At 70.4% G+C, this 17,640-nt stretch carries 19 protein-coding genes; 14 read left to right on the forward strand and 5 right to left on the reverse strand.

Features of this window, described 5'->3' with window-relative positions; all coding sequences use genetic code 11:
* The first annotated feature begins 196 nt into the window (after window positions 1–196).
* The gene (locus P1K31_RS14670) at window positions 197–874 is read left to right on the forward strand and encodes a helix-turn-helix domain-containing protein (protein WP_276304072.1); all 678 of its coding nucleotides are present in this window, start codon (window positions 197–199) and stop codon (window positions 872–874) included.
* 67 nt (window positions 875–941) lie between these two features.
* Here P1K31_RS14670 and P1K31_RS14675 read toward each other — a convergent pair whose 3' ends face one another.
* Window positions 942–1,091, reverse strand: coding sequence for a hypothetical protein (locus P1K31_RS14675; protein WP_276304073.1), 150 nt, complete (start codon window positions 1,089–1,091; stop codon window positions 942–944).
* Window positions 1,092–1,252: 161 nt separating this feature from the next.
* On the opposite strand from P1K31_RS14675, the gene P1K31_RS14680 reads away from it, so the two are divergent.
* The 8 genes from P1K31_RS14680 (at window position 1,253) to P1K31_RS14715 (ending at window position 8,518) form a co-directional block, all read left to right on the forward strand.
* Window positions 1,253–1,567, forward strand: a complete 315-nt coding sequence (locus P1K31_RS14680; protein ID WP_276304074.1) for a HalOD1 output domain-containing protein — start codon at window positions 1,253–1,255, stop codon at window positions 1,565–1,567.
* 87 nt (window positions 1,568–1,654) lie between these two features.
* Window positions 1,655–3,007 (forward strand): MmgE/PrpD family protein, encoded by a 1,353-nt coding sequence (locus P1K31_RS14685; protein WP_276304075.1) that lies wholly within the window; start codon window positions 1,655–1,657, stop codon window positions 3,005–3,007.
* Between the two features lie 217 nt (window positions 3,008–3,224).
* Window positions 3,225–4,049 carry a phosphosulfolactate synthase gene (locus P1K31_RS14690; RefSeq protein ID WP_276304076.1) on the forward strand — a complete coding sequence of 275 codons (825 nt, stop codon included), beginning with the start codon at window positions 3,225–3,227 and terminating at the stop codon, window positions 4,047–4,049.
* Window positions 4,050–4,115: 66 nt separating this feature from the next.
* Window positions 4,116–5,147, forward strand: a complete 1,032-nt coding sequence (locus P1K31_RS14695; protein ID WP_276304077.1) for a PfkB family carbohydrate kinase — start codon at window positions 4,116–4,118, stop codon at window positions 5,145–5,147.
* A gap of 87 nt (window positions 5,148–5,234) precedes the next feature.
* Window positions 5,235–5,714 carry an archease gene (locus tag P1K31_RS14700; RefSeq protein WP_276304078.1) on the forward strand — a complete coding sequence of 160 codons (480 nt, stop codon included), beginning with the start codon at window positions 5,235–5,237 and terminating at the stop codon, window positions 5,712–5,714.
* A 45-nt stretch (window positions 5,715–5,759) separates the two neighbouring features.
* On the forward strand, window positions 5,760–7,187 hold the full coding sequence (locus P1K31_RS14705) for an RtcB family protein (RefSeq protein WP_276304079.1): 1,428 nt from the start codon (window positions 5,760–5,762) through the stop codon (window positions 7,185–7,187).
* A 145-nt stretch (window positions 7,188–7,332) separates the two neighbouring features.
* Window positions 7,333–7,779 carry a peptide-methionine (R)-S-oxide reductase MsrB gene (msrB, locus tag P1K31_RS14710; protein WP_276304080.1) on the forward strand — a complete coding sequence of 149 codons (447 nt, stop codon included), beginning with the start codon at window positions 7,333–7,335 and terminating at the stop codon, window positions 7,777–7,779.
* Window positions 7,730–8,518, forward strand: a complete 789-nt coding sequence (locus tag P1K31_RS14715; protein WP_276304081.1) for a thioesterase family protein — start codon at window positions 7,730–7,732, stop codon at window positions 8,516–8,518. Before msrB ends, P1K31_RS14715 begins: the two co-directional genes overlap by 50 nt.
* On the opposite strand, the gene P1K31_RS14720 is transcribed toward P1K31_RS14715, so the two are convergent.
* The 3 genes from P1K31_RS14720 to P1K31_RS14730 form a co-directional block, all read right to left on the reverse strand.
* Entirely contained in the window at window positions 8,494–11,067 is a 2,574-nt protein-coding gene (locus P1K31_RS14720; protein WP_276304082.1) for an ATP-dependent DNA helicase, read from the reverse strand. The two genes, P1K31_RS14715 and P1K31_RS14720, sit on opposite strands and share 25 nt — an antisense overlap.
* Window positions 11,068–11,115: 48 nt before the next feature.
* Window positions 11,116–11,718: a cyclase family protein gene (locus P1K31_RS14725; protein ID WP_276304083.1), complete on the reverse strand. Its 603-nt coding sequence runs from the start codon at window positions 11,716–11,718 to the stop codon at window positions 11,116–11,118.
* A gap of 309 nt (window positions 11,719–12,027) precedes the next feature.
* A complete protein-coding gene (locus P1K31_RS14730) occupies window positions 12,028–12,906 on the reverse strand; it encodes an EamA family transporter (RefSeq protein WP_276304084.1) in 879 nt (292 codons plus the stop codon).
* 80 nt (window positions 12,907–12,986) lie between these two features.
* Between P1K31_RS14730 and P1K31_RS14735 the strand changes: the two genes are divergently transcribed.
* The 3 genes from P1K31_RS14735 (at window position 12,987) to P1K31_RS14745 (ending at window position 14,527) form a co-directional block, all read left to right on the forward strand.
* Window positions 12,987–13,235 (forward strand): DUF7996 family protein, encoded by a 249-nt coding sequence (locus tag P1K31_RS14735; RefSeq protein WP_276304085.1) that lies wholly within the window; start codon window positions 12,987–12,989, stop codon window positions 13,233–13,235.
* A gap of 45 nt (window positions 13,236–13,280) precedes the next feature.
* Window positions 13,281–13,541: a DUF8006 family protein gene (locus P1K31_RS14740; RefSeq protein ID WP_276304086.1), complete on the forward strand. Its 261-nt coding sequence runs from the start codon at window positions 13,281–13,283 to the stop codon at window positions 13,539–13,541.
* A 65-nt stretch (window positions 13,542–13,606) separates the two neighbouring features.
* Window positions 13,607–14,527, forward strand: a complete 921-nt coding sequence (locus P1K31_RS14745) for a CPBP family intramembrane glutamic endopeptidase (protein ID WP_276304087.1) — start codon at window positions 13,607–13,609, stop codon at window positions 14,525–14,527.
* A 136-nt stretch (window positions 14,528–14,663) separates the two neighbouring features.
* Here the strand turns inward: P1K31_RS14745 and ahbB are convergent, their stop codons facing one another.
* Window positions 14,664–15,776, reverse strand: a complete 1,113-nt coding sequence (ahbB, locus tag P1K31_RS14750) for a siroheme decarboxylase subunit beta (RefSeq protein WP_276304088.1) — start codon at window positions 15,774–15,776, stop codon at window positions 14,664–14,666.
* A 129-nt stretch (window positions 15,777–15,905) separates the two neighbouring features.
* Between ahbB and P1K31_RS14755 the strand changes: the two genes are divergently transcribed.
* Both P1K31_RS14755 and P1K31_RS14760 read left to right on the forward strand, forming a co-directional pair.
* Window positions 15,906–16,445, forward strand: coding sequence for a PH domain-containing protein (locus P1K31_RS14755; protein ID WP_276304089.1), 540 nt, complete (start codon window positions 15,906–15,908; stop codon window positions 16,443–16,445).
* A gap of 117 nt (window positions 16,446–16,562) precedes the next feature.
* Window positions 16,563–17,627 (forward strand): anthranilate phosphoribosyltransferase, encoded by a 1,065-nt coding sequence (locus P1K31_RS14760; protein ID WP_276304090.1) that lies wholly within the window; start codon window positions 16,563–16,565, stop codon window positions 17,625–17,627.
* Window positions 17,628–17,640 lie beyond the last annotated feature (13 nt).

Genomic DNA, 17,640 nt, shown 5'->3' on the forward strand with positions numbered 1-17,640 from the left:
TCGCGGCGATCGGACGGGGCACGCGGTCGACTCACGCATCGTGGGGATGCGAAGCGCGCCGCTGACCGCGGTGCGAGGGCCGAGAGTACACCTCCACCGCGTCACGCTCGGCCGGCGGCGACGGACGCGAGCCGCGGTCGTTCCGCCGTCGCCGCCGGGTGACAGTACTCGCCGCCGTCGATCACTCTTACTCGGTGTGGACCGCCAGTTCGAGTCGATGATCATCGTGGAGTTCGCGCTCGACCATCCGATCCTGAGAGACGCCCTGGACCGGGTCCCCGAGACCACGGTTCAGTGGGAACGGTCCGACGCCGTCGACGGGGGACGCGTCCGAGTTCTCGTCTGGGCCGAGGGTGACGATCTGGACGCGTTCGAGGCGGCGCTCGCGGACGACCCGACGGTCGCCGCCCCCTCGCGGATCGTCGAGATCGGCGGACGTCGCCTCTACCTGACGGAACTGCGCGGCGAGGGGCTACGGGCCAGCGTCTACCCCCTGATCGTCGAGGAGGGGGGCATCATCCGTGATCTCACGGCGACCCGCGAGGGGTGGGAGTTTCGCGTCCTGTTTCCCACGCAGCGATCCCTCGATCGATTCTTCGGCTTCTGCTCCGAACGGGGATTTCGGTTCGAGGTCCACCGCGTGTACGAGGAGCGAGGCGACGGGGAGGCGTCCGATTACGGGTTGACCGCCGGTCAACGGGAAGTACTCGCTACCGCGCTGGAGATCGGCTTCCTCGAGGTCCCCCGGGAGAGGACGCTCGCGGACCTGGCGAAGCGACTCGGCGTCTCCGACAACGCCGCCTCCCAGCGGTTCCGTCGCGCGGTGAAGGCCCTGACGACGGCGACGGTGTGTGCGACCCCCGATCGATCGTGAGCGCCGCGGAGTCCGACGGTTCGTTCCGACTCTCGGGGCCCACGGCGCGGACACCGGTTCGGTGCCGTCAGTGCCCCCGGTCGCGGGCGACGTCGACGTCGTGTCCGGACGCCGACTGGTGTATCTCGGCGAGCCGGTTGGCGAGCGCACGCGTGGGTGCGCGTCCGCGGAAGTCGCACACCGTGCACCGGACCGCCCACCGCGTCCTCTCGCTCATCCAACCGTCATTTCTCGCCCCTTCCCTTAAATTTTCTCAACTATATTATATGATCCGAAACGTTATCATTCAATACCTAACTGTATCTTTTTCGAGAGCATATCGTATAAACCGTAATTATTACGTTGGTTTTACTGTCGTGGCCACGAAGGACGAGGCGTATGTCGCAAGGTACGGGTTCGGGAGACGACATCGGGCCGTCGGACCGGGAGGCGCTGAACCGGGCGCGGTATGACGCTACCGATGCTGGATCCCTACTGGCTACGGTCACCGTCGCGATCAGCGAGGTGCTCGACGAGGACCCGATGCTCCTCGAACCCCCGCTCGCGAGCGTCGCCGAGTGGGACGCCCTGGAGCAGTTGCTCACCACCCAATCGAGCGAAACGCCCGTCATCGACTACGTCGCCTTCTCGTATCGGGGGCTCGAGATCGTCGTCCACGGCGACGGCGACGTCTTCATCTACGACGGCGAGTGAGCACCTCGGTACCGTCTCCCCTCCCGAACGCTCTCCGCCCCGTACCGGTCGGCGTACGACTTTCCCTCGTGCCCGCGTACGGCGCGTATGGTCACGACGACTGATCTCGCGACGTTCGCCCGAGAGGTCGAGTACGACGCGCTGTCAGAGGACGCGATCGAGGAGCTGAAGAAACGCGTCCTCGACTCGGTCGGTATCGCCGTCGGCGCGATGGACGCGGAGCCGCCCGAGCGAGTCCGCGCCACCGTCGAGGAGCTGAACGCGGACGGCCCGTGTCGCTTCTGGGGTTCGGACCGACGCGGATCGCCGCCGGACGCCGCCATGCTGAACACGACGCTGACCCGTTACCTCGACTTCATGGACTCCTTCCTCGCCCCCGGCGAGACCCCCCATCCCAGCGACAACATCGCGGGCGTCGTCGCCTGCGGCGAGGCGCGCGGCGCGAGCGGGCGCGACCTCATCGAGGCTATCGGGGTGGCCTACGAGGTGCAGGGGGAACTCGCCTGGAACGCCCCCGTCCGCGACAGGGGCTGGGACCACGTCACCCACACCGTCATCTCGGCCGCCTGCGGCGCGGGCGCGATCGCCGACCTCGACGAGGAGCAAGTGCGCAACGCCGTCGGCATCGCCGGGACGGCGCACAACGCCCTCCGGGTGACGCGGACCGGGGGGATCAACGAGTGGAAGGGCGTCGCCAGCGCCAACGCCGCCCGCAACGCCGTCTACTCGGTCTACCTCGCGAAACACGGCATGGAGGGGCCGACGGACCTCTTCGAGGGACAGAAGGGCTGGAAGCAGACCGTCTCGGGCGACTTCGAGGTGGACCTCGACCCCGGCTGTTCGCGCGTCTTCGACACGATGACGAAGCGCTACGTGGCCGAGACGTACGCCCAGTCCGCCGTCGAGGGCATCATCGAACTCGCGGCGGGGCACGACATCGACCCGGGGGCCGTCGACTCGATCCACCTCGACACGTTCGCGGGCGCGAAGCTCATCATCGGCGGCGGCGAGGGCTCGCGCTACGAGGTGGAGACGAAGGCCCAGGCCGACCACTCCCTGCCGTACATGCTCGCGGCGGCGCTCATCGACCGCGAGATGACCAACGAGGCCTACGAACCGGAGCGCATCCGGAGCGACGACGTGCAGACGCTCCTGCGCACCGTCGAGGTCGAGGAGGACCCGGAGCTCACCGAGCGCTTCGAGAACGGCGAGATGCCCGCCGTCATCGACGTCGAACTCGAGGACGGGACGAGCTACCACGTCGAGAAGGCCGACTTCAACGGCCACCCGAACAACCCCATGTCGTGGGAGCAGATCGAGGAGAAGTTCGAGGCGATGACCCGCGGGCGCTACGACGAGGACCGCCGGCGGGAGATCGTGGACGCCGTGCGCTCGCTCGAAGAATACGACGTGGCGGACCTGGTTGCGCTCGTCGACTGAGCGCCCGGGCTCGGCTCACGCCGCTCGCCTCGTCGAAGGCCTCGACGTAGGCGTCGAAGTAGCCACCGTCGAGGCTCTCCCTGACGGTGGAGAACCCGTGTGCCATCACGACGGTCGGGATCGGTCCCTCCGCGTCGTCCGGCGGGACTCTCACGATCCGCTCACGTACCGCATTTCGTGACAAAGGATTAACCGACATCCCGGTGATGCCACACGCATGGCCGACCGAGCCTTCGACTTCCTGCGCGTGAACGATCGACCGGAGAAACCCCGCGAGCGTGGGATCACCGAGATCCGCGGGCCGTACTACGATCCCATGGGGCCGCGCGAGCTCCGCGACATCCTCGAGACGATGGGGCGGTACGTGGACATCTACAAGTTCTCGGGCGGCTCGTTCGCCCTGATGCCGGAGGAGGCCGTCCGGGAGCTGATCGACACCTGCCACGAGTTCGACGTGGAGGTCTCGACGGGCGGGTTCATCGAGCACGTCCTGATCGCGGACCGCGACAGGGTGGAGGACTACGTCGAGGAGGCGGGCGAACTCGGCTTCGACATCGTCGAGGTGTCCTCGGGCTTCCTCGCCATCGACGTCGACGACATGGTGGCGCTCACCGAGATGGTCCAGGACCACGGCCTGAAGGCGAAGCCCGAGATCAACGTCCAGTTCGGCGCGGGCGGGGCGTCGAGCGTCGAGGAACTGGAGAGCGAGGCCGCGATCGACCCCGCGAGCGCCATCGAGGAGGCCCACCGCCACCTGGAGGCCGGCGCGTACAAGATCATGGTCGAGTCCGAGGGCATCACCGAGCGCGTCCGGGAGTGGCGCACGGACGTGGCGTTCGCGATCGCCAACGAGGTCGGCGTCGAGAACTGCGTCTTCGAGGCCGCCGACCCGGAGGTGTTCGAGTGGTACATCAAGAACTTCGGCCCGAACGTGAACCTGTTCGTCGACAACTCCCAGATCGTCGAGTGCGAGTGCATGCGCTCGGGGCTGTGGGGCAAGAAGTCCACGTGGGGGCGCATCGCCAGCTACTCGCGGGACTGACGGGCGATCCGCCGATCTGCGACATCGACTGGCACAGTAATTACGCCGCCCCTCGTAGTGCCGGCCATGGACTCCACGTCGCGAGCGACCTACGAGGCGCTCCCCGACGCGCTCGACGCGAACAGCCCGGTCAGCGTCACGGCGTTCCCGGACGGGAGCGTCGACAGGCGCTGCCGGGTGCGCGTGGGCGCTGACACCGCGATCGACGACCGCGCCACCTTCGGCGGGCGCATCGAGGCGGGCGCGTCGAAGGCGTTCCGTCTCGATCCGCGGGAGGCCGAGCCCGGCGGTCAGGCCGTCAACATGGCCGTACAGGCCCACGCGCTCTCCGACGACGTGACGCTCTACGGCCACCTCGATCACCCGACGCTCTCGGCGTTTCCGTTCGCCACCGTCTCGATGGGCGACCCCGCGCGCGTCTCCGTCTGCGAGTTCGAGGAGGGCGACGTCGTCCTCTCCGAGGAGTCGCGCGACCTCGCGGACTGGACGTTCGAGGACCTGCGCGCGGTCGCCGATCTCGACGGCGCGTTCGGCGCGGACGTGGTCTGCTGCGGCAACTGGGTGTCGATTCCGGGGATGGACGACGCGCTGCGCGCCGCCGCGGACCACCTCGTGGCCGACGTGTTCGTGCTCGATCCCGGGGACGTCACCGGGAGCAGCGACGGCGCGCTCCTCGACCTCCTCGACGCCCTCGCCGCGCTCGCGTCGGGGTGGACGCGCGTCGTCCTCTGCGCCAACCGCGCCGAGACGAACGCCCTCGCCGCGGCGGTCGGCGCGCGGGACGCCGACCTCGCCGAGGGCCTCGCCGCCGTGCGCGAGCGCGCCGACCTCGCGGGCGTGGTCTGCCACGACGTCGCGGCGGCGACGGCGGCGTCGCCCGACGAGGTGGTCCACGTCGCCAACCTCGACACGGAGGGGACCGTGCGGGAGACCGGCGGCGGCGACCGATTCACCGCCGGGTTCGCCCACGGGCTGGCGGTCGGGTGGGACCTGCGGTCGGCGCTCGCGCTCGGCAACGCGTGCGCCTCCTACTACGTCGAGCGCGGCGAGACCATCACTCGCGACGAGATCCGCCCCTATCTCGGCGAGTACCTCTGACGCCCGCGGACGGCGATCCGTCCGCGTCGATAAACCCTTTCCCTCCCGCCGCCGATCGTCGCACATGACCCTCCCGGAGGACTCCCCGTGAGCTTCGAACTGCTCAGCCACCCGGCCGACGCGCGCTTCCGGGCGACCGGCGCGACGCTCGAGGAGGCGTTCGCCGAGTCGACCCGCGCGTTCGCCGCCATCTCGGAGGGAGGCGGCGACGACTCCCGGCGGTTCGAGATCGAGGTCGAGTCGGAGGACCGCCAGGCGCTCCTGTTCGACTACCTCGCGGAACTCGTCCTCCTGCAGGAGCTAGAGGGGGTGGCGGTGTCGCGCGCGGAGGGCGTCGAGATCGAGGAGCGCGGGGCCGGCGACGGCTACGCGCTCCGGGCGACGGTCCTCGCGGGCCCCATCGGCGAACCGCTGTTCGACGTCAAGAGCCCGACGTACAGCGAGATGCGCGTCGAGCGCGTTCCGACGCGCTCGACGGAACGGGCGAGCGACGCGTCGGGGGACGACGCATCGCGAGCCGCGGATCGATCGTCCGAGTGGGTCCTCGAAGCCACCCTCGACATCTGACCGCTCTCGCGGTACTTTTTGCCCCTCGACCGACTACTAGTCGGTATGGAAATCACCGAAGTCGCCGAAGACGTCTACGAGATCCCGCGCTCCGGCGACATGCGCGTCCCGGCGCGCGTGTACGCCTCCGAGCCGCTGCTCGAGAAGATGCGCGAGGAGGGACAGACCCTGGAGCAGGTGCGCAACGTCGCCACCCTGCCCGGCATCCAGAAGTACTCGGTCGTCCTCCCGGACGGCCACCTGGGCTACGGCTTCCCCATCGGGGGTGTCGCCGCCGTCGACATGGACGGTGGGGCGATCTCCCCCGGCGGGATCGGCTTCGACATCAACTGCGGCGTCCGCGTCCTCCGCACGCCGCTCGACTACGGGGACGTGCGCGGCAGCGAGGAGGACCTCGTCGAGCGCCTCTACGACCTCGTCCCCTGCGGCCTCGGGAAGGGCGGGTACGTCCGGACCGACCGCGACGACGTGGATGGCATCCTCGAACGCGGCATGGAGTGGATGCTGGAGGAGGGCCACGCGACCGAGGCCGACCTCGAGCACTGCGAGGAGGGGGGCCGCCTCCCGGGCGATCCCGACGCGGTCCCCGAGAACGCGAAGAAACGCGGCGTGAAGCAGGTCGGCTCGCTCGGCTCGGGTAACCACTTCCTCGAGGTCCAGCGCGTCACCGACGTGTACGACGACGCTACCGCCGCCGCCTACGGCCTCCGCGAGGACGGGGTCGTCGTGATGATCCACTCGGGGTCCCGCGGGCTCGGCCACCAGGTCTGCCAGGAGTACATCCGCCGATTCGAGCGGGAGTACCCCGACCTCGTCGACTCCCTGCCGGACCGTCAGCTCGTCTACGCGCCCATCGGGGACGACGCGGCCGAGGACTACCGCCGGGCGATGTACGGCGCGGCCAACTTCGCGTGGGCCAACCGGCAGGCGATGACCCAGGCCGTCCGACGGGCGTTCCGCGAGCTGTTCGGGACCGCCGAGGAGAGCGTCGAACTCGTCTATGACGTCTGTCACAACATCGCAAAGGAGGAGACCCACGAGGTCGACGGCGAGCGGAAGGACCTGCTCGTCCACCGCAAGGGCGCGACGCGGGCCTTCCCCGCCGGACACCCGCAGGTCCCCCCCGCCTACCGCGACGCGGGCCAGCCCGTCCTCCTGCCGGGGAGCATGGGCACGCACTCCTACGTCCTCGCGGGCGGCGAGCGCTCGATGGAGCTCTCCTTCGGCTCGACCGCCCACGGCGCGGGCCGCCTGAAGTCGCGCACCCAGGCGAAGAAGGACTACACCGCGGGCGACCTCAAACAGCGCCTCCGGGGCGAGGGCGTCTACGTCAAGGCCCGCTCCGGCGCGACCGTCGCCGAGGAGGCCCCCGGCGCGTACAAGGACGTGGACGAGGTCGTCCGCGTCAGCGACCGCCTCGGCATCGGGACGAAGGTCGCGCGGATGCGCCCCGTGGCGAACATCAAGGGGTAAACTACCCCACCCTACTCCCTCGGCGCTCCGTGCCTCGGTCTCTTCTCACGGGCGCTCCGCGCCGCCTCCTCGCGCAGGAACGATTGCGTACGGCGCGTCGCCGTCGGGCACTGGGTCTTTATTCGCCCGGTACCTACGGCCACCTATGTCCGAACGCGAGACGCGCGACCTGCCCCGGAGCGACGAGGAGTGGCGCGAGGTGCTGACCGACGAGGAGTACCGCGTGCTGCGAGAGCAGGGGACTGAGCCGAAGTTCACCGGCGAGTTCATCGGCAAGGACGACGAGGGCACGTACGTCTGTGCCGGCTGCGGCGCGGCGCTGTTCGACTCGGAGACGAAGTTCGACCGCGAGGGCTCCGGGTGGCCCTCCTTCTACGACGCGGACGAGGACGCGATCGAACTCCGCCGCGACACGAGCCACGGCATGGTCCGAACCGAGGTCGTCTGTGCGAACTGCGGCGGTCACCTCGGGCACGTCTTCGACGACGGGCCCGAACCCACGGGCAAGCGCTTCTGCATCAACTCCGTCGCGCTGGGCTTCGATGACGACGGGGAGGGTGCCGGGAGCGGGGAGGAGGCCGGCGACGCGTGAACGGGAGGGGCACCTACGCCCTCCTCGTCCGCCTGCCGACGGCCGCCACTGGCACGCCGGTTACCTCCTCGGGCACCCCGCCGCGTCGATCGAGGCGGTCATCACGACCGACGGCGAGGACCGGGAGTGCGACTCGCACCTCGCGTTCTCCCCCGAGCGCGCGCCGTTAGAGTGGGGCGATCCGTCGGGCGCACGGGTAGGCGAACGGCCCCCGACGCCGGTTCTCGACGGGCGAACGTTTCTGCGGCTCGCGGTCGGAGCGGCCCGAACCGTCGACTCGGGCGACCGCAACCGCAATGGGTCCGCGCCCCTCGATGCCGCCATGGACGACAGCGACGGCGACGACTTCCCCTTCACGATCGAGATCCCGGTCCGCTACCGCGACCTCGACACGCTGAACCACGTCAACAACTCCGTCTACAGCACCTACCTCGAGCAGGGGCGCATCGAGTACCTCCAGGAGGTCGTCGGCATCGACGCGGGGCCGCAGATGGTGCTCGTGCACGTCGAGGCCGACTACCGCGCGCCGATCCACCTCGGGCAGACGGCCCGGGTGGACGTCCGCGTGAGCGACCTCGGGGCGTCGAGTTTCACCTTCGCCTACCGGGTGCGCACCGACGAGGGCGTCGCGCTCACGGGCGAGACGGTGCAGGTGAGCGTCGACCCCGAGACCGGGGAGCCGCGGCCGCTGCCCGACGACTGGCGGGCGGCGATTCAGGCGTTCGAGTCCCAGAACTGAGCGAGCCCGAGGTCGAGCATGTCGGGGCTCACCCTAGTGAACTCCGCGCGCTCCGCCTCGCCCAGCAGGCCGTTCACCGACCGCGGCGCGTCGGGGAGGTAGCGGCGGTCGAGCAGGACGCGCACGCCCGTCTCGTCGTGGCCGCGGAGGACGCGCCCGAACGCCTGGCGCGCCTTGCGGACGGCGGGGACCTGCACGGCGGTCTCGAACCCGTCGGCGAAGGTCCGATCGTAGGCGTTGGTCACCGCCCGCATCCGGGGCGCGGCGGTGTTCGCGTACGGAACGCCGACGGCCGCGGCGCAGTGGAGGCGGTGGCCGCGGTAGTCGACGCCCTCCGTGACGGTGCCGCGCGCGCTCGTGACCAGCACGCGGTGGATGCCGTCGTCCTGGAAGAACCGCGAGAGCATGGCGTCGGTCTCGGCGCTGTCCGACGAGCGGTCCCGGAGGACGGGCTTCGAGACGTGCTCGCGGAGGTACTCGACCGCCCACTCCGCCTCGCGGTAGGAGGGCAGACAGAGCAGGACGTTGCCCCGCCCCCGGGCGAGGCAGACCAGCGCGCTCGCGTACGCCCGGCGGGTGGGGGTCATCTCGTCGTAGTCGGTGACCGGCGGGCCGCGCTCGCGGTAGGTGAAGGGCGGCAGGTCAACGACCCAGCTCGCCCGGTTCGACTCGGGGAAGGCGAGGCCGTAGCTCGCGGTCTCGACGCGCCGCGGGTCGCGGTCCTCCGATCCCTCGGCGAGCAGGTCGAGGCCGCTGACCCGCCGGTAGACGTCGAAGGGTTCGAGCGTCGCCGACATGAGCACGCCCCCGGCGAGGTCGTCGAAGGTCCGGGCGAGGGGGTCCTGCGGGATGCAGTTGTAGAGCGAGAGCGCGGCGTTGTACGCGCTCGCCCAGTCGGGGAGGGTGGTGTCCTCGACGGCCTTCTCCGCGTACTCCAGTTCGATCTCCCGGAAGTACGTCGCGTGCCCGGCGGTCCCCCAGCGCCACAGGAGGGTGCCGACGGCGTCGCAGACGGGGGTCCGGTCCGTCTGTCCGTCGTTCTCGTGGACGGCGGCGGCGACCCGTCCGACGTCGCGCAGCCGCAACCAGACGTCGTCGGGGAACTCCTCGCCCGCGGCCTCGGTCAGTCGGTCCACCTCGACCGTCTCGGGGTCCCGGAGCGGTAGCTCGTGGTCGTCGTCGGGGAGCGACCCCTCGCGGAACGCGCGCTGCCAGTCGCCGTACTCCTCCCGGAGGTAGTCGGAGACCTCGTCGTCGATGGCGGCCGCGAGCCACTCCAGGAACGACTGTGCGGTCCGAAGGTCCCGCTCGTCGACGCCGGAGAATTCGGACATCGTCCGCCGGGCGTGTCGCCGGTGCGTCTCGGGGTCCGCGCCCGGCGCGCCACCCGTCCCGGAGAGGTACTCGCGGACGAGCGCGACGTCGCGGTGGGCGGTGCGGATCGCGTGCAGCGAGAGCGTCTCCGAGAGGAGGTCGCGCACGCGCTCTTCCAGCATGTGCGCCTCGTCGACCACGAGGAGCGTCCCGTCGTCGAGGACGCCCGCCTTCTCGCGGGTCAGGCGGCGCGTCTTCGGGTCGAACGCGTGGTTGTAGTTGCCGATCAGCACGTCCGCCTCGGCCATCAGCGCCGCCATCGCCTCGTGGGGGCAGGTCCCGCGGCCGACGGCGGCGCGCGCGACCGCCTCCGCGTCGAGGACGTGGCGCTCGCCCGCGGTGAAGTCGAAGCCGACCCACCCCTCGTCGGCGAAGAACCGGGCGTAGAACGGGTCGAAGCGACCCGACTCGTCGGCCAGGGGGTCGGCCTCGTCGGCGTCGACGAGCACGTCGCGGGTGTGGGGCGGCTCCGCCGGGTAGGGCGCGGTCGCGCCCGCCGTCTCCAGGCGCTCGCCGGGGAGGTCCTCGACCAGCCGACAGAGCACCTCGGCGCGCAGCGGGTCGTACCACGGGGCCTCCTCGTCGCGCTCGCCGCGGTGCTCGGGACAGCGCGCCTCGGAGTAGGAGAGCCGATCGCAGCCGTCAGCCCCGCAGACGTTGATACGGCCGTCGAGCGCCCCCGGCGACACGTCGAGGGGCATCTCGGACTCCCGGCTCACGAGCCGCGCCGTCAGTTCGCGCATGTCCGAGGCGGCGTCGTGGACGCCGCGGTCGGTCGGGAGGGCGTCCGTGCGGGCGTAGGGGAGGAGGTCGCGCTTGCCGACGAGCACGAGCCCGGCGAACGGTTCGTCGCGCTCGGCGTTGAGCGTGCGCACCTCGGTGACGAACTGCTTGAGCTGCTGCTTGACGGGCGTGACGGCGAACACGCGCTCGCCGACGCCGTCGCGCACCGCCTGGAGCCCCGCGACGAGCGCGATGAGCGTCTTGCCCGTGCCGCAGGCCCCCTCCAGCAGGAGGTAGCCGCCGTCGCCCATCACTTCGCGCGCCCGCTCGACGCCGTCGACCTGCTGGGGGTAGGGATCGAACGGGAAGAGATCGCCCCAGGCGGCGTCGAGGTCGGACCGCGGGACCGTCCGCTGGTCGGCGTCGTACCCGGGCTCGGCGGAGTCGTTCACGCTGGTGGGTCTACCCGCTCGATCGCATATAAACCGTCGGACCGCGGCTCACTCGTGGGCGACGACGCGGGCCGGCGCGCCGTCCGCACCGGCGAGCGGGAGCGGGAGCGCGTAGACGGTGACGCGTTCGGGGAGCGCCCCGAGGTTCGTCAGGTTCTCGATGATGAGGTGGTCGGCGCGAAACAGCTCGTGGTGGGCGAGGAGGTCCGCCCCCATGGGGTCGACGCTCGGCGTGTCGATGCCGACGTCGCAGCCGAGCTCGGCGCAGCGCTCGGCCGCCGACGGCGAGAGGTGCGGGTAGTCGTAGTAGACGTCCTCGCCCCAGTAGTCGCTCCAGCCGGTGTGAAACAGGAGGAGGTCGGCGTCGGTGTCGGGGACGCACCCCTCCTCGATGGACTCCTTCGGGCCGACGGCGCAGTCCACGAGTCGGGCGTCGAAGCGGAAGCGGTCGACCGGGTACGCGGAGAGTGCCCTTCCCTCCGGTTCGATGTGGCGCGGGGCGTCGATGTGGGTCCCCGTGTGGGTGCTCATCCCGAAGGCCGTCACGCGATAGCCGTCCGCCCCGATCGTCGCGTTCGGCCAGCTCTCGACGATGGGATCGCCGGGGTACGTCGGCATGCCGGACTCGATCGGATGCGTGAGGTCGTACATCACGCGCGTCGCTCCGACCGCCTCCCGACGCTCGCGCTCGCCGCCGTCGGCTCCCCGGAGGGAGGATGGCGTCTCACTCGGAGCCCGTGCGCCGCTCGCCCGTCGGAGAACGCCGCAGATGCGACAGTTCGTAGATGATAGCGCCGCACCGTCTCATCGATATCTCCGTCTGACATAACCGGAACTATCTTCGCCGGGGGACATATAGATGGACGGCTGGATTCCCCTCTCGTCGCGTGTTTTCGTTCGGACGGGGCAAATATCTCGACATCGATCGTTCGATCGTGAGAGCGAGAGGTTTAGAGCGCGTCAGGTGAGCGCGACGAGGCCGACGCCCACCGCCGCGAGGACGCTGGCGGCGAGGCGCTGCGGGAACGCCCCCTCGTCGAGGAGCAGGCCGCCGAGGACGACGGCGACGACGGCCTGCGCGTTGATGATGGGCGAGGCGACGCTCGCGGGAATCGTCTGAAACGCGAGCGCGGTGGTGTGATTCACGACGGCGACGAGCAGTCCCATCGCGACGATCCCCGGATACGCTCGTCGGGGGAGCGCGTCGAAGCGCCGTCGGCCGAGCGGCAACGAGACGGCGAGGATACCGAGCAGACCGAGCCAGACGACCAGCGGGACGGGGAGCGCGAGTTCCTGCAGGAGGACCCGTTTCGTCACGTCGACGACGCCGAACAGCGCCGCACCGAACAGCGCTAGCTGTGCGGGAGGGTAGGTGAGCGCGCGGCGAAACGGCGCGAGGAGCGCGCCGGAGTGGTAGTTAGCCAGGTAGACGCCCGCGGTGGCGACGAGAACGCCGACGACCTGTAGCGGACCGAGGTGCTGGCCGAGCGCGAGCACCTCGATGGGGAGGACGAACAGGGGGACGAGTTTGTTCAGCGGAGCGACGTACGAGACCTCCCCGCGGTTGACGGCGAGCAGGGAGACTGCGACGGCCACGCCGGTGAGCAGCGCCGCCGCGACGAGCGCCCCGAGGGCTTCAGGCGACGTCACCGTCCCGGCGAGCGCCCGCCCGTCCGGCCACGTGATCACCCCGATCGGCAGGTACCACGCCAGCGCCGACCCGTACACGCCAACCATGTACGGCATCGTCGGATACGTGCCGAAGTAGCGCTTGTAGAGGACGAGGTACGCGCCGAACAGGAGGGCGGCGAGGACGGCGTAGAGATGTCCGACGTTCACGTGGTGTGCTTCTCGAGGAGCGTCAAAGGCCGGTCGGTTCGGACCGAGGGGTTCAGGGGCGCGCGCCGCGTAGGCCGTCCATGGCCGACCACGCGACCGACTCGACCGACCCCGAGTCCGCCGAGGAGTCGGGGCTCGTCTCCGATCGCATGAAGCTCGGGGCCGCCGTCGCCACGCTCGGCGTCGTCGTTCCCGGCGTCGCGGACTACGCGCTCACGACCCTCGGCGCTCCGGGCCTCGGGCGGATCGTCTGGGCGCTCGGCTACGGGACGACCGTCGTGGTCCTGTTCGTTCTATTCATCCGTCCGCTCGACATCGGGGGCGATTGAGTAACGCAAAGTTGAAATTCGACACGAAACGAGTGGTACGTAAGAATGCTCACGCTCCCACTGCAGGTCATCGACAGCTTCCTGCTGCAGTACAACATCGGGCAGGTGTTCCTCCTCCTGCTGGTCGTCGGACTGCTGGCTACCCTGCCGATGAAGAGCAAGACGATCGTCGGAGCGCACATCGTGCTGATCGGCCTCCTGCTCGTGCTCACGCCGCTCAGCCTGATGGACAACGACTTCATCTACCGCGCCATCGGCCTCGCGCTCGTGTTCATCGGTCCGATGGTCATGGTCGTCGGGCGATAGCGCCCCACCGCACCCGATCGAACACCCTACCCTATCCCACCTCACCGAACTCCCCCGCCCGATCCGTGCGCCTCCTACGAAACCCCCGCGAAGGCCGCCTCCGCGCCCCGTGGCGACTCCTCCTGCAGACCGGTCTCCTCCTCGCGATCGCCGTCGTCGGCTTCGTCGCCGTCTCGCCGCTCGTCGGCCGGGCGACGCCGATCGCGCTCAACACCCTCGTGATGGCGTTCGCGGTCGGCGTCTCCGTCCCCGTCGCGGCGCGGCTGTTCGACCGCCGGCCGCTCGACGACCTCGGCCTGCACATCGACCGCCAGTGGTGGCTCGACTGCGGGTTCGGCCTCGCGCTCGGCGCGGGGCTCCAGACGCTCGTCTTCGCCGCGCAGGTCGTCTCCGGTCTCGTCGTCGTCACCGATGTCGCGAGCCCCTCCCCGGCGCTGCTCACCGGGTTCGTCTCGTCGCTCGCCATGTTCGTCGCCGTCGGCGTCTACGAGGAGGTACTCTCGCGAGGGTACCAGCTGACGAACGTCGCCGAGGGGCTGCGCGGGTACCTCGGCCACCGGGGGGCCGTCGCGGTCGCCGTCCTCCTCACCTCGGGGCTGTTCGGCGCGCTCCACGCCGCCAACCCCGGCGCGACGGTCGTGAGCGTCCTCGGGGTCTCGCTGGCCGGCGTCTGGCTCGCCCTCGGCTACGTCCTGACCGGCGAACTCGCCATCCCCATCGGGGCGCACGTCTCCTGGAACTTCTTTCTCGGGCCGATCTACGGCTTCCCGGTGAGCGGCAACCGCGTCTCGCCGTCGCTCGTCCGCGTGCAGGAGATCGGCCCCGACGTGCTCACCGGGGGGTCGTTCGGCCCCGAGGCCGGCCTGGTCGGGGTCGCGGCCGTGCTCATCGGGAGCGTCGCCGTCGTCGGCTACGTCGCGGCGCGCGACGGGCGGGTCGCGCTCGCCGCCTCGGTGACCGTCCCCGATGTCCTCCCCAGCAAGTGAAACCGACTTTCCCGGCGCGGAGTCGGTAAGAAATCCGCACTGTCGGACGCTTCGCGTCTCGCGGGCGTCCGGAACCGCCCTCGGTTCCGGAGGGACCGAAGACGCCGGAACGAGCCAGCGACGCCGGTTCTGACGCTCACTCCCCGACCAGTTCTTCGTACTGCGCGCCCGTCTGCTTCAGCGTCGCTGTCGAGTAGAGCCGCTCGTGGTCGAAGGGGAGGTAGTCGGCGGCGAGTTCGTCGATCTTCGCGTCCACCGTCTCGGGGTCGCGCCCGTGGATCATCGTGAAGAGGTTGTACGGCCAGCCGTGCTCGGGCCGGCGCGGGCGGTGGTAGCAGAGCGTGACGTACGGCAGCCCGCCGACGCGCCCGCCGCGGGCGTCGAGTTCGTCGTCGGGCACGTCCCAGACGACCATGCAGTTCGCGTCGAAGCCGGTGACGACGTGGTTGACGACGCACCCGACCCGCTTGACGCAGCCGGCGTCGAGCAGGCGGCGGACGGCGGCGACGACCTCGCCCGTGTCGGCGTCGATGGCGTCCGCGACGTCCGCGTAGGGGGTGAGCGAGAGCGGGAACCCCGACTGGATCTCGAGCAGCAGCCGCCGGTCGAGGTCGGTGAGGTCGGCGGTCGCCTCCTCGGAGATGCGCGTCGCGGTCACCGTCGTCGCCTCCGCCGCTCGCCCGTTCGGGGCGTTTTCCGCCCCGTCGTGGGGGACTTCCCCGTCCGCCGGGACCTCGCGCGCCGCTCGCGCCTCCCGGGCGAATCGGTCCTCGTTGACGACCGGGAACTCGAGGTCGATGTAGTAGTCGGTGAGCATCGGGAGGTTCAACACCGCACAGCCGGTCCGCTCCTCGATCTCCGCGAGGATGCGGTCGCGTGTCGCCCGCGACCCGGCGGTGACGACGAACCACACGTTCCACTCGTGGTCGCGGCGGTAGTTGTGGTTCACCTGGCGGTAGCCGTTGATCACCCCGGCGATCTCCTCGAAGCGGTCCTCCGGCGCTCGCACGGCGGCGAGCGTCGAGCTGCCGATGACCGGCGGGTTGAGGACCGCGCCGAACCGACGGAAGACCCCGCGCTCGCGGAGGCGCTCGACGCGGGCGAGCGCCTCGGTCTCGCTCACGCCGAGCGCCTCGCCGACGGCGCGGAAGGGCCGCGGCTCGACGGGGAAGCCGCTCTGGTAGTCGTCGACGAGCCGCGCGTCGACGGCGTCGAGGTCGGCGCGCCAGTCGTCCTCCAGTGCGCTCATTGGTCGGGGTACGGAGGGCGGGACTTACACGCTGTCGGTTTCCGGGAGGGGCGAGGACGGGACGGCATCACGCGCACACGGCGAGCGGGGGTAGATGGATATGCGTCGGCGACGTACCTCCCGGCGAGCATGTCATCCGCACGTGACGTCCCGGACTGGGTCACGCTCGGTCCGAACGAGCAGGTAGTCTGGAGCGGACACCCGAGTCTCTACCCCGCGGCGCTGTCGCTCGTCGCGGGGGCCGTGCTCTTCCTGCTCGGCCCCGTCTCGTTCGCGCTCCTCCCCGAACCGTGGTCGCTGATCGGGATCGGGCTGCTCCTCGCCGGTATCGCCGTCGCCCTCGTGACGTACTTCCGTCACCGGAGCACGCGGTACGTCATCACGAGCAACGAGGTGTACGAGAAGCGCGGGCTCCTCTCGCGGCAGGTCACCAGCCTCCGCATGGATCGCGTCCAGAATACGACCTACGAGCAGTCGTTCCTGCAGCGGCTGCTCTCCTACGGCGACGTCCACATCGACACCGCAGGCTCCGGCGGGACGGAGATCGTCTTCCACAACGTCACCGACCCGCAGGAGGTGAGTCAGTTGATCTCGCGACAGCTCGACGCCCAGGCCTCGCGGTCGCAGGCCGTCGGTCGCGGTCGCGGTCGCGGTCGCGGTCGTCCGTGACGGCGCGGGGACGATCGCGTCGGGCGGTCGGTCGCTCCCCGCGTCCTGCGCACGGACCTGAATCGGCGTCGAGCCGCGAACGGGACGTTTTTCCCCGGCGCGGTCCGACCCCCTCGCATGGCGAAAGCGACGCGGTCCTTCGGCGACTGGCCGCTGAAGCGGCTGATGACGGAGGTCGTCGGCAGCGGGCACAAGTCCGCGGACGACATGACCCGCGACCAGGCCCGGGAGGCGTTTCGGCGCATCCTCGCGCTCGAACCCGACCCGACCACCCTCGGGGCGTTCTGGCTGGCGAACCGGTGGAAGCGCAACACGCCCGAGGAGCTCGCGGCGTACGTCGACGTGATGGCGGAGGAGTCAGTCGAGTTCGCCGAACCGGACTGCGACCCCGTGGACTGCGGCGCGAACTACGACGGCAAGCACACCTCCGCGCTGCTCGGCGTCGGGGCGGGCCTCGTCGCGGCCGCGGCCGGCACGCCGGTCGTCGTCCACTCCGGCGACCGCGTCCCCACGCAGCGGGCGACGGCGTACCGGCACGTCCTCGACGAGCTCGGCGTCGAGACGGACCGCTCGCCGGCCGAGTCCGCCGACATGACCGACGAGGTGGGGTTCGGCTTCTACTACCAGCCGAACTTCAACCCCGGCGTCGCCGGGCTGGAGGACCGCCGCGACCAGATGGGCGTGCGCACGTTCGTCAACACCATAGAGACGCTGGCGAACCCCGCGCGCGCCGACGTCCATCTCGGGAGCTTCTATCACCTGCCCTACGCCAAGCGGATCATCGACACGTTCGAGGCGAGCGAGCGCTACGATCCCTCGCGGGTCGTCATGTTCCAGGGAATGGAGGGCTACGACGACATCCGACCCGGCTCGACCAAGGTCGCCGTGTGGGACGGCGGGGAGCTGAGCGACTTCGACGTCCGGACCGCGGAGTACGGCATGGACTTCACGGGCGATGACCTCGCCGTGGACGACGTGGCCGCGGACTCCGCGCACATCACCGAGGCGGTGCTCGCCGGCGAGCGGACGGACCGCTTCGCGGACGCGATCGCCGTCAACGCCGCCGTGCGGATCTTCGCCCGCCGGGACGCGGAGACGCTGGAGGAGGGACTGGAGGCGGCGCGCGCGGTCATCGAGGACGGGAGCGCCGAGGCGCGGCTCGAGGATCTGCGCGCGTTCTGAGTTTCGGTCTCGC

Origin of the sequence: Halomarina halobia (genome assembly GCF_029338575.1) — an archaeon.
Classification (GTDB): Archaea; Halobacteriota; Halobacteria; order Halobacteriales; family Haloarculaceae; genus Halomarina; species Halomarina halobia.

Bases quoted from the DNA above. Each gene is read 5' to 3' on its own strand.
- P1K31_RS14675 (WP_276304073.1), bottom strand. From the start codon at position 1,091: ATGAGCGAGAGGACGCGGTGGGCGGTCCGGTGCACGGTGTGCGACTTC.
- P1K31_RS14680 (WP_276304074.1), top strand. From the start codon at position 1,253: ATGTCGCAAGGTACGGGTTCGGGAGACGACATCGGGCCGTCGGACCGG.
- P1K31_RS14685 (WP_276304075.1), top strand. From the start codon at position 1,655: ATGGTCACGACGACTGATCTCGCGACGTTCGCCCGAGAGGTCGAGTAC.
- P1K31_RS14690 (WP_276304076.1), top strand. From the start codon at position 3,225: ATGGCCGACCGAGCCTTCGACTTCCTGCGCGTGAACGATCGACCGGAG.
- P1K31_RS14695 (WP_276304077.1), top strand. From the start codon at position 4,116: ATGGACTCCACGTCGCGAGCGACCTACGAGGCGCTCCCCGACGCGCTC.
- P1K31_RS14705 (WP_276304079.1), top strand. From the start codon at position 5,760: ATGGAAATCACCGAAGTCGCCGAAGACGTCTACGAGATCCCGCGCTCC.
- msrB (WP_276304080.1), top strand. From the start codon at position 7,333: ATGTCCGAACGCGAGACGCGCGACCTGCCCCGGAGCGACGAGGAGTGG.
- P1K31_RS14715 (WP_276304081.1), top strand. From the start codon at position 7,730: ATGACGACGGGGAGGGTGCCGGGAGCGGGGAGGAGGCCGGCGACGCGT.
- P1K31_RS14725 (WP_276304083.1), bottom strand. From the start codon at position 11,718: ATGTACGACCTCACGCATCCGATCGAGTCCGGCATGCCGACGTACCCC.
- P1K31_RS14735 (WP_276304085.1), top strand. From the start codon at position 12,987: ATGGCCGACCACGCGACCGACTCGACCGACCCCGAGTCCGCCGAGGAG.
- P1K31_RS14740 (WP_276304086.1), top strand. From the start codon at position 13,281: ATGCTCACGCTCCCACTGCAGGTCATCGACAGCTTCCTGCTGCAGTAC.
- ahbB (WP_276304088.1), bottom strand. From the start codon at position 15,776: ATGAGCGCACTGGAGGACGACTGGCGCGCCGACCTCGACGCCGTCGAC.
- P1K31_RS14755 (WP_276304089.1), top strand. From the start codon at position 15,906: ATGTCATCCGCACGTGACGTCCCGGACTGGGTCACGCTCGGTCCGAAC.
- P1K31_RS14760 (WP_276304090.1), top strand. From the start codon at position 16,563: ATGGCGAAAGCGACGCGGTCCTTCGGCGACTGGCCGCTGAAGCGGCTG.